We start from the raw sequence: 22,200 nt of genomic DNA, 5'->3' as shown, positions 1-22,200 counted from the left end.
AAACAAAAAAACAGCCAACGGACGAAATGTCCGCTGACTGTTCAATTTGATGGCTCAAGTTTTACTGTTTGAGACGTAAGATACTCAACCAGGCAATGGGCACATAATTAAAGAAAAAACTGATTCTTTGGCAAAATCCTATTTTATTCAGTAATGGCCAAGAATTTATAGAAGGAATTCTTGCCAGACCATAAATCGCCGCAAAAAGCAAACTGATTACAGACAGCCCAAGGTATAAGTGGCTTACGTCCATTTGCCCATTTTTTCGATAGATCAAGAAAAGAAGAACTGGAAACAATAAAAAACCACTATAACCTAAACCTGATCCGATATTATGGACCCATGTCGAGACATTCCACGAAGACTCATGGGTATTGATACTGAACAAACCTGTGAAGATACAATCACCTATACCATAGAAACCGATAGATGCTGTAACTAGGGTAGCTAACACACGAGATGTACTTGCAAATGCAGCATACAATGCAGGCGATGACAGGATGAATAAAATCCCTGAAACCACTGACCAAATAAGAAACGCCTTTCTTACAGGACTGGAAACCTCTCCAAATACACTGATCACACTCTTCATTTGATTTAATTCAGGATAATACAATCCTAATACGTACGGAGTCAAAAAATCACTCAACACGCCTAATAATAAAAAGAAGAAACCAAATTTACGTAAAAAATCCATGATGCGCCTCCAATAACAATTACCTATGCTTTTAATTGTTATTATAAACGACTTTATCTCGATTTAACAGGAACCTCTATTTTACACGTACATCTATATAACTCATTAAAAATTTGAATCGTCTTAAGGTTCATCCCTAAATATCTAATATTCAACGTTCATTTAACCCATCTAATCGATCTTTCAATTTGATTTTTTCTCCACTTCTTTTACGCGCGCCTAATTCTCCTATTGCAGTAAACAACAGATCACTTGACGAATTTAAGGCAGTTTCCATTGAATCTTGGATAACACCGATAATAAATCCGATACCGACGATTTGCATCGCAACATCATTAGAGATACCAAACAAACTACATGCTAATGGAATCAATAACAGTGAACCGCCCGCAACACCTGAAGCCCCACAAGCAGCTAAAGCAGACAAAATACATAAAAGGACTTTCAAAACAAATGGTGCTTCAATCCCTAAGGAATGTACAGCCGTCAATGACATCACGGAAATGGTAATCGCAGCACCGCCCATATTGATCGTAGCACCTAATGGGATCGATATGGAATAAGACTCTTTCGTCAATTTCAATTTTTCAGCCAGCATCATGTTTATCGGGATATTTGCGGCAGAACTTCGGGTAAAGAAAGCGGGAAGCGCACTTTCTTTCAAACAAAAAAGAATCAATGGATAGGGGTTTTCTTTAATAAACAAAAACGCGAGGAACGGGTACACAACTAATGCGACAAACAGCATCGTGCCAATCAACACAAGTAAAAGCTGCAGATACTCTGCCAATCCAGCGATTCCAGTCGTGGCAATCGATTGATAAACCAATCCTAAAATCCCTATCGGAGCGAATGCAATAATCACTTGTACGACTTGTGATAATGCTACAGATATTTGATCCACCAATTCTTTTGTCGATTCTGAACGTGCTCGAAAAGCCAGACCTAACAACACAGCCCAGAATAAGACGCCAAGATAATTCGCATCAATGAGCGATTGAACAGGATTTTGTGTGACATTTGTCAACATCGTAGATAAAACACTTTCCAAATTTTGCGGTGCTTGTTCAGATACTGTTTCTTGTAAAGTAATAGGAACAGTAAAAATTGAACTTATAATCACTGCTACAAGTGCCGAAAGCAATGTTCCTACTAAATATAAGACTAAAATAGGCTTCACAAATGTCTTATTTCCTATTTTATGTTTGGCAATTGAAGCCATCGTCAAGAAAAAAACTAGAAGAGGTGCAATTGCTTTCAAGCAACTGACAAACAACGTACCCAATATTGAAATAAATGTCCACGTGGGGAAAAAGATACCAAACAATATTCCGACTAAAATACCAACAACAATACGTTGAACTAACGACATATCCAAAAACTTCTCTAACAAATGACCACCCTTTCACAATTTTACCAATCATTGTATCATTTTATCTAAAGAAACTAAAGGTGCAATTTTCTAAAAATTCTAATAATACAATTGGCAATTCATGCTCTTGCAACATTCAATTTTAGTATTGGAGGGTTTATTCAATCTCTAAAGAAGTCGAGAGAAAACTATTTATCGTTATTATTAAAGTTATCCAAGTAAAACGTAACTAAGATGAAGGACGAAACTAGAAATTTCATCCTTCATCTTAATTCTTAGTCATAGCAATCAATTAATATTTTCCACTGTGTCTCTTCTTTCTCTCACTGGTTTACTTGCCCATAAACGATTTGATTAAAGCCATTTTTCAATTCATTATTCGCTGTCTCGTTGAAGTAAAGATAATTATCGGGATTCCCCTGATTTTGTTGTGTCACCAATACTTTTGGCTGATTTTGCTGAAACCCGAATAGATAGACGTGCTTTTTCAGATATGGTTCTGTCTCTGCATCGGAATAGACGGCCGTGATTTGATAATCTGCTTGACCTGTCCCGCTTTCTGACCATTCTGCAGAAACTGGCACTCCACCAATAGCCATCTTCCACTCCCCGTTCAAAATAGCTTGAGGGACTTTAAGACCATATAAGTCCACACTCATTTGATTCGTATAACTTTTGTATTGTTGTCCCATTGTTTGGCCCCATGTGGTCATAAATGCCTCTAATTGTGCGGCTTTGTCTGCATTCCACAGTGTTTGTTCGACTTGTTCGCTGCTTTCTGAAGAGGAAGATGAAGCCTCTACAGAAGAACTTGAAGTAGATGTTTGAGTTGTTTCAGTCGTTTTGGAAGACTCTGATGAAGTAGAGGTATCTGCTGTTTCTGTACTTGTTGCAGTTGACTTGCTCTCTGTGCTAGTTGTTGTAGTAGTTGCAATTGTTGTTTTCGCTGTTTCTTTTGTTGATTCTTTTCTTGGTTCATTCCCGTTGGTACAACCAGCTAACAAAAAAGCTAGACCCATTGTTAATAAAATCCTTTTTTTCAATTAAAAAACCCCTTTCGATTACTCCCCCACTTCTTTATTCTATCAAATAAGCAATGTGATTTTATTGATTTTTTGTATTTTCTCATCCATCTTTTAAACCATTTAAAAACTAAGAAGCACCCGCTGATGTCTTATAGACAACATCAGCGGGTGCTTCTTTTTATTTTATTTTTAAGACAAAAACTTCGTGTTTTTTCCCGCTTTTCTCACGCTTTATATTTGTATTTGAAGAAACATAGACTTTTAGTCATCATCGTCTTCCTCATCCAAATCTTGACGGACAGTTTTTCCTTGGAGTCTTTGTACTTGGTAGATGATTTCTTTATTGAAACTTAAAAGTTCAACGAGTAATTGTTGCAAGCCATATTTTTCTTCTTTTTCAGCTAACTTGATTGCCCGTGTGATAAAGACATTTTGGAAATCAAAATCTTTTGCAAAGTTTTCCAACATTGTTGAGGCTGGTAAATATTTGTTTTGACCATGTTCGTAAATTTTTCCATAACGCATGACTTCTTCTAAAGTAGACGGAACGATTTCATTCTCAATCACTAACTCATGAGAGATTTCATTGAACCATCTCGCTTCTTGATCAGCATATTCTGAAAAAAGGGTACTTAATTCTTGCGAAGATGTACCCAAAACATACAATTGTGCTTGGATCAATTTCATTTCTTCTAATTTAAAATTTGCTAATACATGCCCCACCATGGCGCCAGCAGTTGGTTTATGATGGTCGATATCTGCTTGTTTTGTTTCTTGAGCAAATTTTTCTTCCACTATATTCATTGATTTACGCCTCTTTTACTTTTGTTGATTGGACTTCATAACCTAATTTTTCCACAACTGCAGCTAATTGTTCAGGGTGGACTTCCTCTGGATCAAAGTTTGCTTTGATTTTGCTCGCATTAAACAAAACTTTCGTATTGCTTACCCCAGGCTGTTGAGAAACCGCATGTTCGATTTTTTGCATACAGCTTGGACAAGCTAGTGTATCTAATTGCATAATCATTTTTTTCATCGTAGTTCTTCCTTCCTTTTTCTTGATAGTCTTATTCTAGATTACAGCTTCCATAAAAAAATTGATTCTTATCAAGTTTTACGATTTTTCTTCTTTGCTTTCGTGTCCAAAATACAATAAACGCATCGCGTTAAAGATAACGATCAAGATACTAGCTTCGTGAACGAACATCCCACTAGCCATGTAAATAAACCCGGCAAATAAGCCGATGAGTAAAAATAAGACGACACCAATGGCAATCACTACATTTTCACGGGTATTCAAAACAGTTTTCTTAGCCAAACGGTAAGCATGAACCAACGATCCAAAACTAGATTGCATCAAGACAACGTCACTCGTTTCGATAGCGACATCCGTTCCTGATCCCATAGCAATCCCGATATCAGCCGCAGCCAAAGAGGGAGAATCATTGATTCCATCTCCAATAAAAGCAACGCGCAATCCTTGTTCTTGGTATTTTTTCACAAATTGAACCTTTTCATCTGGTAATAATTCAGCATGGACTTCATCAATGCCTAACATATCAGCTACATAATCAGCAGTCATCTGATTATCACCTGTCAGCATCACTAAATGTTTTGCTCCTGCTTGTTTCAACATAGCTAATTGTTCAGCGACTTCTGGTCGAATCACATCTGACACACCAATGATTTGAGTGATTTTTTTGTCGATTACTACAATAATGACCGAGCTGCCTGTTTGTTGTAATTGATGTAAATCTTGTACTTGCTTTGGTGTGAGAGAAAGTTTGTGAGCGGCAATCAATTTGGTGTTGCCCGCACAAACTGTATGACCATCAATCTCAGCTGTGATTCCTTGTCCCTTGATCGTCTGATTATCTTTGACTGCTAATTGTTGAAAATCAAGGTCTTTCTCCTGAGCATAATGGATCACGGCGCGCCCCAGAGGATGATCGGATAACGTTTCTAATCGAGCCACTAAAGCTAAGCTGTCCCCTTCATCCTCTGTATAGTTCTTGATAGTGGATACAGCAGGAGTTCCTTTGGTCAATGTACCGGTTTTATCAAAGACAAAAGTATCAGTTTTGGAAAAAGTATCCATTGCTTCACCGCCTTTTACTAAGATGCCACGTTTCGCTCCATTACCGATTCCTGCTACATTCGAAACAGGCGCACCAATGACTAAAGCGCCAGGACAACCAAGAACCAAAACAGTGATGGCTAAACGAAAATCACGACTGATCAGACCAACAAGCAACGCAATAAGTAAAACGGTTGGAGTATAATACTGAGAAAAACGATCAATGAATTTTTCCGCATGTGATTTGGTATCTTGTGCTTCTTCGACTAATTCGATAATTTTGGCAAAGGTCGTATCATCTCCGACCTTAGTTGCTTCAATCGTCACGTAGCCATCTGCTAAAATCGTTCCAGAAAATACGTCATCTCCACTGATTTTGACGACTTGTCGTGATTCACCCGTCACTGCGGCTTCATCCGCATACCCTTTCCCGTCAATGACTCGACCGTCCACAGGAATAGCTCCACCAGTTTTTACTAAGACGATATCGCCTTCTTCCACGTCATCGATTTCCACTTCTTCGGTCGTTCCATCTTCTTGGACAACGCTAGCAGTCGATGGGGCCATCTCGGTCAAAGCCTTGATTGATTCCCGCGTTTTGGTCAATGTTTTTTGTTCCAGATAGCTACCAAACAAAAACAAGAATGTAACGATAGCTGACTCCTTGTATTCTCCGATCATAAAGGCACCAAGCACAGCAATAGTAACGAGTAAATCAATTGAGATAACTTTGACTTTTACTGCCTGATACGCATGGATCATAATAGGTATGACCGCAATAATAGAAGCTATGGCTAGAGCAATGTTATAGAACAAGACAAATCCAGTAAATTTTCCGATAAAACCAAAAATAATCAACACAGCTGATAAGGCGGTGATATGATTTCGATGCTCTTGGATCCACTTTTGAAATTTCATCTTTCTCCCTCTTTTCCTTTTCGTTCTTACGAGACTAAGTATAGATACTTATCCATCATAAAAAATTGACCACTATCAAGTTTAGTCAAAAAGGTGGTTTTCTTTTGGTATACTGAATTCCTACAGTCATTAAACGATCATATAGAAAAAGGAAGCGCCGAAACGCTTCCTTAGGTAGTTCTATTTTTTTATTCAAAGATAAGATGCTTTGTCATCTTACGACTGAAGAACAACAATCAAAAAAGGGCAGCAGCCACTCATTCACAAGAAATATCGTTTTTTGATATGGGAATTGAAGCAGTGGACAAATATCTCTACTTATTAGCTGGGAATAAGATCCAAAAAAGCTTAATGGATTTTATCCAAGAATTGGAATGTACTTTCCACAAAAAATTCACTCATTCCATTCTTTTAAAACTTTTGATTCATACAGCGTGTCTAATTGAGCGTACATTGATAAACGGTCATGAACTTAAAATTATATCAGAAGATGACACAAGACCTTCTCATGAAACAATTTTTCATGCAAAAAAGGCCTTCAAAAATATTGAAACAGAATTTGGGATCACTGTTTCTTATGATGAATGTTTCTTTATCTATGATATTATCGCATCTAAATAATCTTTTTTATGTAAACGAGTATTTTTTTAACTTATTGTTTAAGAGTGATAATATTCCATCCTAACAATTAAAGGGAGACAATTAAAAGTTTGTCCCCCTTTTTGCTGATTAAATTGTTTTCTATAAACAAATCGAATAACTGTTTCATTGAACTATCTACCTCATAACAAAGATTCATCTATAGAAAAAACCACTTAATAGATCAGCGCGCTAAAAGCTTCATATGGGAGTAAATTGTTAGTAATTTTCTTTTTGTAATTTTGGATCAAGACTTGTTTGACACGATACTTACCGATTGGAAAAGTAGTCTTTTGATCAGAAAAATTAACTACAACTAGTATTTTTTGTTTTTTTAAACTGCGTAGATATGCTAAAACATTCGGTTCCTCTGTCTCAATGACTTGATATTTCCCATAGACAATCACAGGTAATTCTTTGCGCAATTCGATCAGTTTTTGATACGTATAAAACAAGGAATCTTGAGCAGCTAATGCTGCTTCTACATTGATCTCTTCTGTATTCCCCACTGGCAACCAAGGAGTGCCTTCCGTAAAGCCACCATTTTTGTGATTGTTCCATTGCATCGGATGGCGAGCATTATCTCGCCCCTTCGAGTTGATTGATTGGATCAACTCTTCCTTCGAATAGCCTTTTTTTATACGTTCTGCATACATTCTTTGGCTTTCAATATCATCTACCTCATCAATACTCTTTACTGGATAATTGATCATGCCGATCTCTTCTCCTTGATAGATATAAGGAGTACCTTGCATAAAATGGAGGTATATCGCTAGCATTTTTCCACTGATTGTTCGATATTCTTGATCGTCCCCCCAGCGAGAAATGATTCGTGGGAGATCATGATTATTCCAAAATAAAGAATTCCAACCACAACCACCTAATTCAATCTGCCATTTAGAAAAAGTCCGATGTAATTCCTGTGGATCTAAATCCTTTAGATCCCATTTTCGCTTGCCATTCTGTTTGTCTAGATTAATATGCTCGAATTGAAAGACCATTGATAATTCTTTGCGTTCTTCTTTTGAATACAGCTGCGCAATCTTGGGCGTTGCCCCCCAAGTCTCTCCCACTGTCACTACATCATAATGACCAAATGTTTTTTGGTACATTTCTTGCAATAAATTATGTAAAAGAGGACCATTTTTAGTAATAGATTGTTCCGGCTGTTTTCCAATCAGATCAATGACATCTAATCGAAATCCGCCAATCCCTTTCTCAAGCCAAAAATTCATCATGTCATAGATTGCTTGTCTCATCTTTGGATTTTGCCAATTCAAATCCGGCTGCTTTTTCGAATGCAAGTGCAGATAATATTGATTCACTTCGGGCACATAGGTCCATGCTGAACCGCCGAAGTTCGACTCTAATCCATTCGGTTCTTTACGCCAAACATAATAGTCGTGATAGGGACTGGTAACACTTTTTTTTGCCGATTGAAACCATGGATGTCTGTCTGACGTATGATTGATAACAAGATCCATGATGACTCTTATTCCCCTTTGTCGTGCTTCTTTTATCAGTAAATCCATATCTGCCATCGTTCCATATTCTGCGCCTATTTTTCTGTAGTCACTGATATCATAGCCATTATCATCATTAGGTGATTCATAAACCGGGCTTAACCATATCGCATTGATTCCCAGGTTTTCTAGATAATCTAATCTTGAAAGAATACCAGGAATATCTCCAATGCCATCTCCATTTGTATCTTGAAAACTTCGAGGATAGATTTGATAGATTACTGCACTTTTCCACCATTTATTTTTCATCTGTTTCACTCACTATCAGAATATCTTCACCACTTTTGACCGTGTTTTTTTCAAGAATTTTTACATTAGCATATGCAGAGGAATTAGTGACAATTTCCATAATTGTATCGTCGTACCCTTCTTCTTTAAGCAATTTACGATCAAATGTACCGAGAATATCCCCTTTTTTCACTAATTCACCATATTGTCGCTGTGTCGTGAATCCGGCCCCTTTTAGATTCACTGTATCGATACCGATATGGATCAGTACTTCCGCTCCTTTCTCTGTTTTCAAGCCATATGCATGTTTAGATTCGTGGACAACTGTCAATATACCATCTGCTGGAGCATGGACTACCCCGTCATCTGGTTTGACTGCTATACCTCTTCCCATCATTTCAGTGGAAAAAACTGGATCTTTTACCTTCGTTAAAGGGAGAATCTTCCCGCTGACTGATGCAGCTAAAATTTCATCTTGCGGTTTCCTAGTCGTTTTAGGAGCTGAACTGATTGACTCAGCTGCTTCTGTTCCTTTTGATTCACCATCTGCTAGCAGTTCCATATGTTTTTTTCCATAGAAGTAAGTGCTTAAAAAACCGATCACTATACTGATAACAATTCCGATCATGAATGAAGGAATCGAACGAGGTGCAATGGAAATAAAGCCAATGACGCTTGCCGGTCCCATCGCAACTGCTAATACGTGGAACAAGCCGATAAAGAATGAAGCAATTCCTGCAGCAATCATTCCACAAATAAACGGAAATTTCAGTTTCAAATTCACACCGAATATCGCTGGCTCAGTAATCCCCAACATAGCGGAAACACCTGCAGTGGTAGCTAGACTCTTTTGCTTTTTATTTTTTGTCAGCAGCATAATCGCCAAAGCAGCCGCTCCTTGCGCTACATTTGCCATTGAGGCAACTGGAAAGATAAAAGAGCCACCCGTTCTGGCAACATCTGCTAGTAAAGTAGTCTCGATTGCTGGAAAGCTTTGATGTAATCCGGTAATGACTATCGGCGAATAGAAGAAACCAAAGACACCTAAGCCGAAAGCTCCAGTAGTACTGTATAACCAGCTTAATCCATCAGCTAAGCCGTCTCCGACAGTACGCATCACCGGCCCTACTACTGTAAAAGTTAAAAAACCAGTAATAATAATAGCTAGCATTGGAGTAAATGTGTAGTCGAAAGCATTAGCCAACCGTTTATGGAAGAATTTTTCTAAAGTAGCTAAAATCCAAGAAACTGCAAGGACTGGAAGAACAGATCCTTGATAACCGGCTTGTGCCACATTCATTCCAAAAATATTCCAATAAGGCATCGATCCTTCTGCAATAGCATTCGTCACACTGTATCCATTCACTAAATCCGGCATGACCATCGCCATCCCCATTGCTGCTCCAAGATACGGATTGCCTCCAAAACGTCGAGTTGCTGAAAAACCTACCAAAATCGGCAAAAAAGCAAACGGCGCTGAAGCAAGTAAATTAATGATGCCAGCAAAATCTTTCACTGATGGATACAACTCAACCACTGACTGAGGACCAAACAAATCCTGTGCCGTCAAAACATTATTCAGAGCCATCAACAGTCCACCCGCAACCAATGCAGGGACAATCGGAACGAAGATATCTGACAACACCTTGATAAAGGCCATGACAGGATTATTCTTCTTATTCGATGCTACCGCTTTCAAATCGTCGGTTGAAGCTTCCTTTACGCCGGTGATCTTAACGAATTCATCATATACGTTATTCACATCACCTGCTCCGATAATGATCTGAAATTGATCATTTGCTTCAAAAGTTCCTTTCACACTTTCATTATCATCCAGAGCCTTCTGGTCTACTTTGTCTGAATCTTTTAAGACAAGCCGTAAACGTGTTGCACAATGCGCAGCTGCTTGTACATTGTCTTCTCCAAGCGCTTTGCTGATTTCTTCAGCTACTTTTTTGTAATCCATTTCATTTCCTCCTAATCCAAAATTATTGAAGCAGTAACTATAAATTTTTCTTAAGCACAATATGCCATGATTTAAAACAATTGTCAATCGATTATCAAATTTTAAATAAAATAATTTTTTATATATAAAAAAATAGCTTTTATAAGCCATTTAATTTTGATATTCGTTTGACATTTTACCAGAAAAAATATATTATAATTCCAAGAATACGTTTACAAGGAGTTTGTCATGAAACTTAAAGAAAATTGGTCACGAACGGATCGTTATCGTCCATATAAAGAATGGTCTGAAGAACATTTGCATTCCTTAGAGAAAAAAATCAATTCTTCCCATTGGCGCTTAGGCTACCATATACAACCAGTTACTGGTTTATTGAACGATCCGAATGGTTTTTCCTATTTCGACGGGAAATGGCAGCTATTTTATCAAGCATATCCGATGGGGTCTGTTCATGGTCTGAAATCTTGGTACCATCTCTCCTCAGTTAATCTGATAGATTGGAAAAACGATGGCCTCAAACTGATTCCGGATAATTCATTTGACAGTCACGGTGTGTACTCAGGTTCAGCTTTGCCGATTGATAATCAACTGTTCCTTGCATATACCGGAAATGTGCGTGATTCGAATTGGGGACGTCATTCCTTCCAGTTAGGGGCATGGATGGACAAAAATGGTAATATCACTAAGATACCGACTCCTTTGATCAGCTCCCCACCTCCGGGATATACACAAGAAATCCGTGATCCTCAGCTGATTGCTTATGATGACGGTTACTTGCTCATTGTCGGAGCACAAACTGAACAAAAACAAGGAAGAATCCTAACTTATTACAGTAAAGATCTTCAAAATTGGCAGTTTTTAGGAACTTTGGGTTTTACAGAGGAAGAAATGGGTTTTATGATCGAGTGTCCAAATCTATTATTTGTGAACGGCAAAGCACTACTGGTCTTCTGCCCACAAGGTTTATCTCACGAGATCCACTCATACAGTAATATTTACCCGAATACTTACGTGATCGGTCAAACATTTGATTTTGAAAAAAATGAGCTTTCCGACCTTACTCACATAAAAAATATAGATGAAGGATTTGACATTTACGCGACGCATTGTTTCAGTGATGAAAATGGACGAACCTTGGCAATCAGTTGGATTGGGTTGCCTGAAATCAGCTATCCAACTGACGAAGAAGGATGGGCACACTGCTTGAGCATCGTAAAAGAACTTACTATTGAAAAAGAGCAGCTCTATCAACGACCGGTGAAAGAAACAGCGCAGTTGCGAAAAGGAAAATCTTATCACTTTAGCGGTTTGGAAACCACTATTGACGCGGAAATAAATCAATATGAACTCCAGTTAGAATTCGATTACTCACAGAAAGGTACTATTTTATTGTTTGCAGATGAACAACAAAAACACGGTTTAACACTATCCTTTGATACGATACATGGTAAAATGAGTATGGATCGCAGCCATGCCGGCAAATCTTTCGCTGAAAATTTTGGAACTGTACGTGAATTCTCAATTGAAAAGAAACCGCTGAAATTACAAATATTTGTTGATCGTTCCGTTGTAGAGGTGTTTGTAAATGATGGACAGCAAACAGCAACTGCCCGTGTCTTTCCGACAGATGATCAAACGGGCTTGTATATAAAAAGTGACAGGGAATTTAAAGGGAAATTATGGCATCTGCGGAATATGAACAAATAAAGGATGAAGAAAATGGCTGTTAAATTGACAGATGTGGCAAAAAAAGCAGGAGTCTCTCCTACTACTGTCTCGAGAGTGATAAATAATTATGGTTCTTTAAGTCAAAAAACAATCGATAAAGTGAATCAAGCAATGAAAGAACTCAATTATCAGCCGAATTCGTTAGCTCGTTCACTTCAAGGAAAAAACACCCAATTGATCGGCTTGATTTTCCCAACAGTCGCCAATCCGTTTTTTGGCGAATTAGTCGAACAGTTGGAAAGTAAATTATTTGATTTAGGCTATCGTTCGATCTTATGTGACAGTGCTAATAATAAAGAAAAAGAACGAAATTATCTCAACATGTTAGCAGCAAATAAAGTGGACGGCATCATCGCCGGCGCTCATAATCTCGGGATACAGGAGTACGAAAATATTGAGTTGCCAATCGTCTCTTTTGACCGCTATCTGGCAGACGGAACACCAATCGTCAGCAGTGATAATTTCCGAGGCGGTTATCTCGCGACAGAAAATCTCTATCTAAAAGGAGCTCGTAAAATCGCTATTTTGACGGGCTCGCAAGAATCCAACTCCCCCACAAATGACCGAATGAACGGCTATTTGAAATTTATGGATGAGCAGCAGCTAGAACCACAGATTTTTCAATTCCATTCAACTGCTCGTTCCACTGCTTTAAAAAATTTAGAAATCAAACGGATTTTGCAAAATGAAGAGATTGACAGTATTTTTTGCACAGATGATCTTACAGCTGTATTGGCATACAATCTGTGTCAAGAGCTCGATATCCGCATCCCTGAGCAATTGAAAATCATTGGATATGACGGAACAAAATTTATCCAGAATTATTTTCCGCATCTGTCTACTATCGCTCAACCAATAACGGATATTGCCGACATCCTTGTAGACTTGCTACTGCAAAGAATCCAAGATGCTGAAAAACCACTGGAATCACATTACGTTTTACCAGTAAAGCTGATTCAAGGTAAAACGACTTAACTGCAAAGGAGCAAATGTTTTATGTTATATGGAGCAATTGAAGCTGGCGGAACAAAATTTGTCTGCGCAGTAGGTACGAAAGATTTAGAAGTAATTGAAAGAATACAAATCCCTACAACCACGCCGATAGAAACGATGAATAACGTTATTGATTTCTTCAAAAAACACCAAGAACAACTGGCAGCGATTGGAATAGGTTCTTTTGGACCGATTGATATTCATCCCAATTCAGCAACATACGGATATATCACCTCTACGCCAAAAAAAGCTTGGCAGAATTTTGATTTTATCGGTTATTTAAATAAAAATTTAAAAGAACTACCGATTGTCTTTACCACCGATGTCAATGCAGCTGCTTACGGAGAATATGTCGCGGGGAATGGAAAAGGGCGTTCCACTATTGTTTACTATACGATTGGAACAGGTATTGGTGGCGGTGCCTTGCAAAATGGCACTTTTGTAGAAGGTTTCAGCCACCCTGAAATGGGACATATGCTTGTGCGCCGACACCCTGTGGATACCTTTAAAGGTGTTTGTCCTTATCATAGCGATTGCCTGGAAGGAATGGCTTCTGGACCTGCAATCGAACAAAGAACAGGCATGAAAGGTCAAGAGTTGTCTGTCGCTGATCCTTCTTGGGAATTAGAAGCTTATTACATCGCTCAATGTGTCTATAACACAACTCTTCTATTTTCACCTGATGTCATCATCTTTGGCGGAGGCGTAATGAAACAAGCACATCTGAGAGAACGAGTCCAAGAAGCTTTGGTTGGTTTGATGAATCACTATGTAGACTACCCAGCATTCGAAAACTATGTATTACCTCCAAAATTAGGAGATGATGCTGGAATCATTGGGTGTTTAGCTTTAGCATTAGAAAAATCAGAAAAAGATATCTTCTAATAAAATAAGCACGTTGTCACAACAATCTCATCAATAAAAACACGAAGAATCCACTTGACGAGATTTCTTCGTCTTTTTATTTACTATTAACTTATGTTCTACAATCGGCCTTTCAACCCGATATCCTCGCCTATTTTTCTTGCCCTTAACTCTCTATTTCCTGTACTTAACAGAGTAGAGGTGTCGTGGAATTCTTTTGTTAACTTCAAATTATGATCTTCTACAAGTTCCTACAATCTAATCTTGGTTGTTTTTTTATTCAACTTGCAACGCTAGCAAGTTCCAGTTGATTATCTTTTCCAATTAAGTTTTGTGATATTTAAACTTCGCCTTGACAGCTTTTCTAAATATAGAAAAGAACATTTCCTTATGTCTATTATGCAACAGCTCAATTTATTTAATGTATGTTAATGATTTTGTGGAATGTCTCCTTAGACATGCTATTTCTACTATTTAATGATCAATCACTTGACCTACTAGTAAGTAGAGAGCATGCCCGAACTCATTACAAAAATATCATTTATTTATGATACGGAGCTGGGTATCATGAGTGATGATATTCGGAGAGTTCTATTATACTAAACTTCTAACTAACTCTTATGCGAGTTTCTATTATTAATTTACAAACCTTTATTATAATTCATTAATCTTGACCCCTTTTTTCACAAGATTATAATTTTTCATAATATTCTTTTATTTTCAATGACATCATCACAGCACGTTCTTTTAAAAATAATAAATAGTTACTGCTATTTCCACTTTTAACTAATTCTGGTATAGCATTATCTTCAAGATTTCTCTTCAGTTCCTCCAGTCCTTTCATTTCATTCCCATAAGTTCCAGTATATTTCATCACTTCATTCATATAAACTTCTGGAGCATAGTCATTCACTTTATTATTCACTTGATCATGAAGGTAAACATAATTAGCTAACTTATTGTACATGTTTTTACTTGAAAAACCATTCTTTCGTAAATAAGATTTTGGATAGATGTGGTGAACTTGAGCAGTTTTCATATCTCGAACTAAAGTGGATGTTAGAAAACCTTGATTTCCTAAATACTTTTGTGCCAATGTATATAGAGTCCAAAACAAACTATTGACGTTAGCATTATCAAATCTGCTTGGTACTGTATCATTCCAGAATACATCCGTGAGGTTTTGTCTTTCTAATGTTGTGACAAATTCTTCCAAAGAATTAGCAGATTCCATTCTTTGAAAATCTGCTGTCCATTGACTTTCAAAACTGCCACTATGTCTTGAAGTTAAGAGACTAATAATTAATAAACGTCTGATCAAACTCTTTAATTTTGAATCCTCGACGCCTAGATCTTTGTTACGCAAATACATAGCATACGCATAATTTATTGCATTTTGAGCAATAGCAAGCCCCGGTTCTTTATATCCAAGGTTCCATAAAATATCTTGCACAAAGTGTTCAAAGTTTGCTTTTTTAGTATACTTTTCAATACCTTTTTCCAACTTATCAAATGAATCATCAGCAATTTTCTGCTTATAATCTTTCTCTTTAAAATCACGTCCGGAAAGTAATGAAACTAACTCCCCTAGCTTTCCTCGATTAAATTCAACAAGTGAAATGACACGTAATATATCATTATATGTGGGATTATATACTTCATTTTCGTCGTTAACTACCCATTTGATTTTGTCCCAGTATCTAGATTCTACAAAATTTGAATCATTAGTTTCAATCTGAGAAGAATTTTCTGGAGAAGCTGCTAATTCACAAAAATAATCAATGTATTTACGTAAATACATTCCGTATTCATCACCACTATTTTTTTCATAAATAGCAATTTTACTCATGGTAAAGTCTGCCTGAGAAAGCTTCACTCCTGCATCGTTAATACGTATAAATATCTCTGTTACAATATCAATTGGAAGGCTGGCATCCAAAGTAATATTGCCAACGTCAGAATTTTTTATCTGTTTTAGCTTTTCAATCCTATCACTAATTTGATCACATTCATCATCGTCAGTGATTTCATTTAATTTTAAATAATTGTTAATATATTTTCTACCAGCATCCATTGCATCTGCTATATCAGTTATCCACTCTTTTCCTTTTTCTGTCCCTCTATCTCGAACCTTGAACTCTTCAGTCAACGGATTAAATGAAATGATAATTCTTTCTTTTCTGTATTTATCATTAACCACTTCAATTTTATTCAATGCAGTAGACAGCGCAGTAATTCTTTGCTGTCCATCAATTAAAATTAAACGTCCATTTGATGTCTTTCCATCTTTTATTTTAATGTCTGGAGATTTCCAAGTAATAATATAACCAACAGGGTAATTTTTATATAATGAATCAATCAAATCCCTTACTTTAGCTCTTTTCCAAACAAAAGGTCTTTGAATTTCAGGGATGGCAATATTTCCCACTTGTGCATCACTGAGTAAATTTCCTACTTTTATATTGGTTACAGTATATTTATCCAACATTAGCAACTCGCTTTCTAAAATAATTATCATTTTTCCTTATAGTCTCATTTAACATTATATCAGAACAGATAAAAAGGAAGACATTTTCTAAAAATTATTTACTCGAAAAAAGCATCTAGTCTTAATTTTGATATTGCTTATTCACTTGTTTTACCACAGCAGACGTGAATTTTATTGTAATCTGTAATATCTCTTTATGTTTAGAATCAAAGGTTGTTCTCAATAAAGGTACGATTTAGTTTTTTAATTCAGTAAAAATCCGTTACTCACTTTGTGACCTAACGTTGTTCTTTGAAACATGAATTTTCCTATCCTTTGCCATTAAAAATAGCCGACCCATCTGATATAGATGAGTCGGCTTCTCGAATATGATCTATTACTTCTATAACTAAGAAATTAAAAATGTATCTCTTATTTTCTGATTTTTATTGAGTGCTAAGTACTTTTCTATGACATGTAATTAGTTAATTATTTCGAAAGTATGTTTTGTTTAATTGATATAAATTCTTCTTCAGTAATAATTTTTTGTTTCAACAAATCATGTGCCTTTTCTATCTGTTCGATGATATTTTCACCTTTCATGCTACTTTCCAATAAATTAGATTCATCGATGATGATGTCTTCAACGTTTAAAATTTTCAAATCTTGCTTCAAATTTTCTTCAGAATAATTGATACCTTTTCTCAATTCGTTTTTTAATTTTGTAGCCATCGGTTTCATTGAAAAATAGTTCAATCCTCCTGATACTACACCACCTACAACAGGCACCACTTTGGAAACTCCTTTTGCAAATGTTGCTTTTGTTAGTTTTGTTCCAAATACTGCAAGTACTTTCTTTATCACTGGATAATAGATCGTTTTTGTTAATGCTTTTTGTGGGATCTTTTTCAAAGCCTGTACAGAAAGTTTTCCTGATAATACCCTAACAGCAGAGCTAGCAGTTGATACACCTAACATGATCCCTAAGTACAAGATTAGCGTTTCCTTAGCTTCTTCAGTCAATTCTCCTTGTTGATTCCAAATATCTTCATACCCATAGATATAAGAAATTTCTTGTGCCAATTTTAAAGAATAGCCGTAAAACTGTGTGATATCTGCTGGTATTGTTGCTGCCATAGCTAATCCTCCGGGTAATCCTGTAGCAAATGACAATGTACTAGACTGAGCAACGATAGAATAGATTCGATTATTCGCAGCTCGATCTAGGTCCTCTATAGATAAAAATGCTTGTGGTCCCTCTTCAATCAATTGATTGATATCTTCTACCTTGTCACCAAATACTTTCACTAAAAATTCTGAACGATTCACTTTTACGACAGGTAATTTCAGCGATTCATTTACTACTCTTAATGCCAAACTTTCATTATTTTCCAAATTTATTCCTTCCTCTCATTTATAAACAGTTACATAAACATATCTTTGTATATAATATCTCTATTTCCAATAAAAATATTATATACCTTTGTCTCAAATAAATTTATGAAAATATGAACTTATCTCATTAATCATTTTTTCTCTTAAAAAATATCATTATTTATGATACGGCGCTGCGTATCATGAGTGAATGATATTAGGAAAACTTCATAAAATAAATCTTTTATACATTTCCACTTCTAGATGGTCATTCATGTTAGAAGAATCAAACTATTTTTTTACTGTCGTAATAATATTAAAACACTAGAACAAATCAATTAAATTCCATAAAATATAAATAATAGACCTAGCATCATCTGGTATAAAATGGATGCTAGGTCCGTTATATTTACTCAAAATTGATTCTACGAATAGATCTTCTTATCATTTCTATTTTAGTAGTCATGCGTTGTTGTTCTTCTAAAGGTGGTAATGGTATAAGTAGTTTAGATAAATTTGTACCATTTACATTTGGTTGCCCAGTTCCGTAAGAAATTTTTTCTAATAACTTCCAATATAATGGCGAGTCTAAGAAGCAGTCTACGTATTCTGATAATAATTTCTCAACTAACCTAATTCGAATCAAGTAAGAAGCAAAAACAGATTCCTCACTTATTTCCTTAACCAAGAAACTTTTTCCCATAGTTCCTCCTGTCCTTGCTATCAAAATGTCATTTTCTTCCAATCTTAAATCAACTAGTTTAGAATTACTAATATCACAGTAAGGCACACTGGACCAATTTACACGTCCCTCTTGTATATCTGTGATTCTCAAAAACTTAACATTGCCTTGTTTTTTCGCCGAATCTGTATAGCCATATTGAATCTTAGTAGAAATACTTCCTAAATAAACCCATAGTCGAACATCGCTAGATGATTTTTCTTGTCGTTCTTTATGAACAACAGTGATCATCTTGAGTTGTCCGACTATTTTTTAGTTGCAGCAATCTTTTTGGGACGCTTATTTGCATGAAGCAACGTTGCTAAGTCTAGTAATAAAACATTGGCTAACACAGGATTGGCTTTCTCGCGATACGCTGCGGCGCCACTTTCAAACAATACTGCTAGACGATCTTCTACAACAACGATTTGTTCCAAATACGGTGGAAATTTGATTCGTTTTAGGATCCGGCTAGGAGAGTCCCGCTCGGACACTAAGAGTTCCGAGGTATAAGGACCATAAGAACGACTGGCTAAGAGATAATGGCCATAAAAAGCCACACCTTGAATCTTATCAGATGTTTTTCTGCTCATTGTCACGGTTGGTTGGATTTTGTCTTTGCGGCGAATTGCTGTTTTCATTTCAGCTATCGTCGGCAATAGATAGAAAGTCAACTGTCCTTCACCTTTTAGTGTGAAGTTGCCAGATACCAGTTGATCATTGTTTTGAGTCAAATACGATGCTTGTGGAATCTCTGAGAGATCAGTTGTCAACCAATAAGCGATTGGCTGTCCCGTCTCTTCAGATGTATCTGCTAAGATATCGATCAAACGTAAAGCGGCTACTCGTCCAGTAGCAGATCCTGTGATTGTCAACCATAAAAGTTCCCGTTTTGTATCATATACTAAGCCCCCTACATGTGGCCGTTTAGGTAAAATCAGCAGTTTGATCGGCTGTCCTGTTTCTCTATCCAGTACATGAATAATAGAATGATGCTGATGGTCATAGCAGTAGGCAGAAATAAACACAAAATCTTGAGAAAAAGCCAACCCTTGCGGCGTCATCCATTGACAAACCTCATTTTCGCCGGTTTCCGGCACCACCATTCTTGTTTCTGTTAATCCAGGAATGTTATATTGTTTTGCTTCAGCCTTTTCCCAAGCTGCTTGAACAATAGGATACCGTTTTAACTTTTTTTCAATATCCTGATGTATCCGTTGCTGCTTCCAATGCTTAAACTTTAGGACATAGTAAACAAGGAGGCCAATGACCAGCAACACTAAAATCATTATTGCTACCCGCTGTGTCATTTTTTTGCCTCCTTGTTCTATTCGATCAATCGTACATATACCGCTATTAATTACCGTAACTACATGTTTCTTTTACTAGCGTTTCTTTATAGGATCTTTCATAATCTCATTTATAGTAACATTAAGAATCCCTTATTCTACTATAGTCACTTCCACATCAATATTGCCTCTTGTTGCTTTAGAGTATGGGCAAAATGCGTGGGCTTCTTCTGCGATTTTCTCTGCTTGGTCCTTCTCAAGTCCTGGCAAAGAAACTTCTAAAACAACCCCGATTTGGTAGCCCCCATCTTCTAATTGAAATAAAGATACCCGTGCTTTGACTTCAGAATCAGACTCAAGATTATTTTCTTCCAGCATGTGTTGAACCGCGCCGTTGAAGCAAGATGCGTATCCAGCCGCAAAAAGTTGTTCCGGATTTGTCCCTTCACTATGGATTCCTGGGCGGTCGATCTTCATGTGCATACTTCCGTTTGGTGCCTCAACCTCGCCATCACGGCCTCCACGATTGATCATTGCTGTTTCGTACATTTTTTTCATTGAGATCATCCTTTCTTTCGTCGTTCTATATTAAGTGTAACGAGTATTTTTTAATCTGACAAAGGTAATGCTTGCATTCGGCGACATCAGTTAGACAACATCGATGATCAGTGATAGAAGCAGTTTATCTATACAAAAAAAGAAGCAGCGAAAAGCTGCTCCTTAAGATAATAGGTAAAATTGCTGATATATTTGACGATTAACCTCTTGAACGTCCCAAGAAAAATGATACTACAGCAACAACGATGATCGCACCAATGATAGAAGGAATCAAAGCCATTCCTGCTAATTGAGGACCCCAGCTACCTAATAATGCTTGTCCAATTGCTGAACCAACTAAACCTGCAACGATGTTAGCGATCCATCCCATTGATCCACCTTTATTTGTAATTGCTCCGGCAATCAAACCGATAATAGCTCCTACGATTAATACCCATAACCAATGCATAATTTTCTCTTTCTTTCTTTCTGTGAAATATTTATTACACATATTATGTTACGCTTCTTCTTAAGGTTGCGTCAAGAATTATGTGTAAATGGAAAAGCCCATTCTGTTGATCAAGTTAAAACATTGATTCTAATGTATCATGTATTTCTTTAAAACCTTTATGAACTCGGCATAGAAACTTTTGATTATAGTTGTTGAATTGAGATACTAGAAATCTCTCCAGAGATTCTTCATTAGGAAATTGCTCTTTTCTTTTGGTATATTTCTTTAATTGTTTGTTAAAACCTTCAATCAAATTAGTTGAATAAATAGTTCTTCTGATTGACGGAGGGAAATTATAAAAGGTTAATATAGCAGGATTCATGAGCAATTTAACCACTCGTGGATACTGCTTTTTCCATTTATCTATCATAAACCTTATTTGATTATTTGCTTCTTCTTTTGAACTTGCTTGATAAACTAATTTGAAATCGCTACAGATTTCTTGTCGATCACTAACACGAACCTTATGAGCGATATTTCTAGATATATGGACACAACATTGTTGAAATTGAGCATTTGGATAAACACTATGAATACTATCGTTAATGCCACTTAAACCATCAGTTACGACTAATAAAACCTCTTTTAAACCACGGTCTTTTAGGTCTTGAAGAATCTCTTTCCAAACATAAGCAGATTCAGTTGGAGCAAGACTAAACCCAAGAACCTCTTTGGTTCCATCTAATCGAATGCCAATTACAATATAAACTGCTTCTTTTGAAACAGTTTGTCTTTTTAAAGGAATGTGAGTAGCATCCATAAAAATGACAGAGTATCTGGATTCTAAGGACCTTTCTTTAAAGGCAATAATATCTTCAGAAACTATTTTAGTCATATTTGAAATGGTTTGTGGCGTATAGTGATGCCCGTACATTTTTTCAATCAATTCAGAGATTTCAGACATAGTAATTCCTTTTTGAAATAGCTGAATAATAGTGGTTTCTAAAGAGTCATTGGTTCTTTTATAAGCAGGTAAAGTTTGTTGAGAAAACTTACCATTTCTATCTCTAGGAATCACCAAATTTAATTCTCCATACTCTGTTCTGAATGAACGTGAATAATTCCCATTACGGGAATTACCTGAATTGAACCCAGCACGATCATATTTTTCATAATCAAGAAAAGCTGTTAATTCAGCCTGCAATAATGAATTAACAGCTAATTCTAAATGACATCGAAATAATTCATCTAAATCACCTTTATTGATTAGTGTTTCCATAATTTCTGTAGTAAAATCGTTCATATGGAAGTCCTCTTTTCTGTGAATGTGT

General features: G+C 36.5%; 19 protein-coding genes. 4 read left to right on the top strand and 15 right to left on the bottom strand.

Translation table 11 applies throughout. The features are described from left to right. Positions 1 to 61 precede the first annotated feature (61 nt). The 6 genes from IGK53_RS01355 to IGK53_RS01330 form a co-directional block, all read right to left on the bottom strand. Positions 62 to 697 carry a DUF998 domain-containing protein gene (locus IGK53_RS01355; protein ID WP_002329677.1) on the bottom strand — a complete coding sequence of 212 codons (636 nt, stop codon included), beginning with the start codon at positions 695 to 697 and terminating at the stop codon, positions 62 to 64. Between the two features lie 151 nt (positions 698 to 848). Next, positions 849 to 2,069 (bottom strand): serine/threonine transporter SstT, encoded by a 1,221-nt coding sequence (sstT, locus tag IGK53_RS01350; RefSeq protein WP_033607444.1) that lies wholly within the window; start codon positions 2,067 to 2,069, stop codon positions 849 to 851. 323 nt (positions 2,070 to 2,392) lie between these two features. Then, positions 2,393 to 3,112, bottom strand: coding sequence for a DUF4767 domain-containing protein (locus IGK53_RS01345; protein WP_025479011.1), 720 nt, complete (start codon positions 3,110 to 3,112; stop codon positions 2,393 to 2,395). 243 nt (positions 3,113 to 3,355) lie between these two features. Next, the gene (locus tag IGK53_RS01340; protein WP_002329680.1) at positions 3,356 to 3,898 is read right to left on the bottom strand and encodes a ferritin-like domain-containing protein; all 543 of its coding nucleotides are present in this window, start codon (positions 3,896 to 3,898) and stop codon (positions 3,356 to 3,358) included. Between the two features lie 4 nt (positions 3,899 to 3,902). Next, positions 3,903 to 4,130 carry a heavy-metal-associated domain-containing protein gene (locus IGK53_RS01335; protein ID WP_002329681.1) on the bottom strand — a complete coding sequence of 76 codons (228 nt, stop codon included), beginning with the start codon at positions 4,128 to 4,130 and terminating at the stop codon, positions 3,903 to 3,905. Positions 4,131 to 4,208: 78 nt separating this feature from the next. Then, complete coding sequence (locus tag IGK53_RS01330; protein ID WP_002329682.1) at positions 4,209 to 6,089, bottom strand: heavy metal translocating P-type ATPase; 1,881 nt, start codon at positions 6,087 to 6,089, stop codon at positions 4,209 to 4,211. 300 nt (positions 6,090 to 6,389) lie between these two features. Here IGK53_RS01330 and IGK53_RS01325 point away from each other — a divergent pair, with 300 nt between their 5' ends. Continuing rightward, a complete protein-coding gene (locus IGK53_RS01325; RefSeq protein WP_002329683.1) occupies positions 6,390 to 6,710 on the top strand; it encodes a PRD domain-containing protein in 321 nt (106 codons plus the stop codon). A 194-nt stretch (positions 6,711 to 6,904) separates the two neighbouring features. Here IGK53_RS01325 and IGK53_RS01320 read toward each other — a convergent pair whose 3' ends face one another. Both IGK53_RS01320 and IGK53_RS01315 read right to left on the bottom strand, forming a co-directional pair. Continuing rightward, positions 6,905 to 8,500, bottom strand: a complete 1,596-nt coding sequence (locus IGK53_RS01320; RefSeq protein WP_430604899.1) for a glycoside hydrolase family 13 protein — start codon at positions 8,498 to 8,500, stop codon at positions 6,905 to 6,907. Then, positions 8,490 to 10,445, bottom strand: coding sequence for a sucrose-specific PTS transporter subunit IIBC (locus IGK53_RS01315; protein ID WP_002292298.1), 1,956 nt, complete (start codon positions 10,443 to 10,445; stop codon positions 8,490 to 8,492). Before IGK53_RS01315 ends, IGK53_RS01320 begins: the two co-directional genes overlap by 11 nt. A gap of 228 nt (positions 10,446 to 10,673) precedes the next feature. On the opposite strand from IGK53_RS01315, the gene IGK53_RS01310 reads away from it, so the two are divergent. From IGK53_RS01310 to IGK53_RS01300, 3 genes are read left to right on the top strand one after another with little or no spacing between them, the layout of a single operon-like run. Continuing rightward, positions 10,674 to 12,152 (top strand): sucrose-6-phosphate hydrolase, encoded by a 1,479-nt coding sequence (locus IGK53_RS01310; protein WP_002329685.1) that lies wholly within the window; start codon positions 10,674 to 10,676, stop codon positions 12,150 to 12,152. Positions 12,153 to 12,164: 12 nt separating this feature from the next. Further along, complete coding sequence (locus tag IGK53_RS01305) at positions 12,165 to 13,148, top strand: LacI family DNA-binding transcriptional regulator (protein ID WP_002310605.1); 984 nt, start codon at positions 12,165 to 12,167, stop codon at positions 13,146 to 13,148. A gap of 21 nt (positions 13,149 to 13,169) precedes the next feature. Then, positions 13,170 to 14,051: an ROK family protein gene (locus tag IGK53_RS01300; protein ID WP_002292294.1), complete on the top strand. Its 882-nt coding sequence runs from the start codon at positions 13,170 to 13,172 to the stop codon at positions 14,049 to 14,051. Between the two features lie 670 nt (positions 14,052 to 14,721). Here IGK53_RS01300 and IGK53_RS01295 read toward each other — a convergent pair. The 7 genes from IGK53_RS01295 to IGK53_RS01265 form a co-directional block, all read right to left on the bottom strand. After that, complete coding sequence (locus IGK53_RS01295; protein ID WP_226087101.1) at positions 14,722 to 16,548, bottom strand: GmrSD restriction endonuclease domain-containing protein; 1,827 nt, start codon at positions 16,546 to 16,548, stop codon at positions 14,722 to 14,724. A 438-nt stretch (positions 16,549 to 16,986) separates the two neighbouring features. Continuing rightward, on the bottom strand, positions 16,987 to 17,892 hold the full coding sequence (locus tag IGK53_RS01290; RefSeq protein WP_002329687.1) for an EcsC family protein: 906 nt from the start codon (positions 17,890 to 17,892) through the stop codon (positions 16,987 to 16,989). A 388-nt stretch (positions 17,893 to 18,280) separates the two neighbouring features. Next, positions 18,281 to 18,844, bottom strand: a complete 564-nt coding sequence (locus IGK53_RS01285) for a restriction endonuclease subunit S (protein WP_002294754.1) — start codon at positions 18,842 to 18,844, stop codon at positions 18,281 to 18,283. 14 nt (positions 18,845 to 18,858) lie between these two features. Beyond that, complete coding sequence (locus IGK53_RS01280; RefSeq protein ID WP_002292292.1) at positions 18,859 to 19,902, bottom strand: hypothetical protein; 1,044 nt, start codon at positions 19,900 to 19,902, stop codon at positions 18,859 to 18,861. A gap of 132 nt (positions 19,903 to 20,034) precedes the next feature. Next, positions 20,035 to 20,439: an organic hydroperoxide resistance protein gene (locus tag IGK53_RS01275; protein ID WP_002292291.1), complete on the bottom strand. Its 405-nt coding sequence runs from the start codon at positions 20,437 to 20,439 to the stop codon at positions 20,035 to 20,037. A 199-nt stretch (positions 20,440 to 20,638) separates the two neighbouring features. Then, positions 20,639 to 20,887 (bottom strand): GlsB/YeaQ/YmgE family stress response membrane protein, encoded by a 249-nt coding sequence (locus IGK53_RS01270; protein ID WP_002292290.1) that lies wholly within the window; start codon positions 20,885 to 20,887, stop codon positions 20,639 to 20,641. A 115-nt stretch (positions 20,888 to 21,002) separates the two neighbouring features. Next, a complete protein-coding gene (locus tag IGK53_RS01265; RefSeq protein ID WP_002313998.1) occupies positions 21,003 to 22,172 on the bottom strand; it encodes an IS256 family transposase in 1,170 nt (389 codons plus the stop codon). Positions 22,173 to 22,200: the final 28 nt, after the last annotated feature.

The organism is Enterococcus sp. DIV1224 (assembly GCF_050555455.1).
Lineage (GTDB): Bacteria > Bacillota > Bacilli > Lactobacillales > Enterococcaceae > Enterococcus_B > Enterococcus_B lactis.
Note: the sequence above shows the minus strand (reverse complement) of the source record. Positions and strands in the feature narration are given on the sequence as shown.

Bases quoted from the DNA above. Each gene is read 5' to 3' on its own strand.
- IGK53_RS01355 (WP_002329677.1), bottom strand. From the start codon at position 697: ATGGATTTTTTACGTAAATTTGGTTTCTTCTTTTTATTATTAGGCGTG.
- sstT (WP_033607444.1), bottom strand. From the start codon at position 2,069: ATGTCGTTAGTTCAACGTATTGTTGTTGGTATTTTAGTCGGAATATTG.
- IGK53_RS01340 (WP_002329680.1), bottom strand. From the start codon at position 3,898: ATGAATATAGTGGAAGAAAAATTTGCTCAAGAAACAAAACAAGCAGAT.
- IGK53_RS01335 (WP_002329681.1), bottom strand. From the start codon at position 4,130: ATGAAAAAAATGATTATGCAATTAGATACACTAGCTTGTCCAAGCTGT.
- IGK53_RS01330 (WP_002329682.1), bottom strand. From the start codon at position 6,089: ATGAAATTTCAAAAGTGGATCCAAGAGCATCGAAATCATATCACCGCC.
- IGK53_RS01320 (WP_430604899.1), bottom strand. From the start codon at position 8,500: ATGAAAAATAAATGGTGGAAAAGTGCAGTAATCTATCAAATCTATCCT.
- IGK53_RS01315 (WP_002292298.1), bottom strand. From the start codon at position 10,445: ATGGATTACAAAAAAGTAGCTGAAGAAATCAGCAAAGCGCTTGGAGAA.
- IGK53_RS01310 (WP_002329685.1), top strand. From the start codon at position 10,674: ATGAAACTTAAAGAAAATTGGTCACGAACGGATCGTTATCGTCCATAT.
- IGK53_RS01305 (WP_002310605.1), top strand. From the start codon at position 12,165: ATGGCTGTTAAATTGACAGATGTGGCAAAAAAAGCAGGAGTCTCTCCT.
- IGK53_RS01300 (WP_002292294.1), top strand. From the start codon at position 13,170: ATGTTATATGGAGCAATTGAAGCTGGCGGAACAAAATTTGTCTGCGCA.
- IGK53_RS01295 (WP_226087101.1), bottom strand. From the start codon at position 16,548: ATGATAATTATTTTAGAAAGCGAGTTGCTAATGTTGGATAAATATACT.
- IGK53_RS01285 (WP_002294754.1), bottom strand. From the start codon at position 18,844: ATGATCACTGTTGTTCATAAAGAACGACAAGAAAAATCATCTAGCGAT.
- IGK53_RS01280 (WP_002292292.1), bottom strand. From the start codon at position 19,902: ATGACACAGCGGGTAGCAATAATGATTTTAGTGTTGCTGGTCATTGGC.
- IGK53_RS01275 (WP_002292291.1), bottom strand. From the start codon at position 20,439: ATGAAAAAAATGTACGAAACAGCAATGATCAATCGTGGAGGCCGTGAT.
- IGK53_RS01270 (WP_002292290.1), bottom strand. From the start codon at position 20,887: ATGCATTGGTTATGGGTATTAATCGTAGGAGCTATTATCGGTTTGATT.
- IGK53_RS01265 (WP_002313998.1), bottom strand. From the start codon at position 22,172: ATGAACGATTTTACTACAGAAATTATGGAAACACTAATCAATAAAGGT.